The organism is Novosphingobium sp. ZW T3_23 (genome assembly GCF_044987305.1).
In the GTDB taxonomy this organism is placed as follows: domain Bacteria; phylum Pseudomonadota; class Alphaproteobacteria; order Sphingomonadales; family Sphingomonadaceae; genus Novosphingobium.
This window is the reverse complement of sequence record NZ_JBJDRF010000151.1, coordinates 1-607: the sequence shown is the minus strand read 5'-3', so window position 1 is coordinate 607 and position 607 is coordinate 1. Positions and strand designations below refer to the sequence as shown.

1 protein-coding gene is annotated in these 607 nt (G+C 63.8%); it reads left to right on the top strand.

Annotated features, from left to right (window positions below; genetic code table 11):
• Positions 1–607 (top strand): IS21 family transposase (gene istA, locus ACI3K3_RS25765; RefSeq protein ID WP_404918969.1); only part of this gene is annotated, 607 nt, incomplete at both ends.

The following is a 607-nucleotide window of genomic DNA, read 5'->3' as shown; positions in this document are numbered from 1 at the left end:
GCGGTGCCCACATCTTCGTCGCTGTAATGGGCGGATCGAGCCTGTCGTTTGCGCTGGCGACATGGACCGAGCAGTTCCCTGACTGGATCGCGGGCAACAATGCCGCCTTCGCCTTCTTCCGCGGCGTTCCCCAATTGCTGGTGCCCGACAATGCCAAGGTGGCGGTGATCAAGGCCTGTCACTTCGATCCTCAGGTGAACCGCAGTTACACAGACATGGCCCGGCATTACGGTACGGCGATCCTGCCGACCCGGCCGCGCAAGCCGCGGGACAAGGCCAAGGTCGAAGCCTGCGTCGGTATCGTCGAACGCTGGTTGCTTGGCCGCTTACGTAACCGGATCTTCTACAGCCTCGCCGAGGTCAACGCGGAGATCGCCGAGTGCCTTGCCGATCTCAATGATCGGCGCGTGCTGCGTCAGTTCGGCAAGACGCGCCGCCAGCTGTTCGACGAAGTCGATGTTCCGAACCTCAAGCCGCTGCCGGCAGAGCCGTGGGTTCATGCCGAATGGCGCCGCTGCCGCGTCGGGCTCGATTATCATATCGCGATCGAGCGGCATCACTACTCCGTCCCGCACCGCTTCGCGCGCCGGGAGGTCGAAGCCCGGTT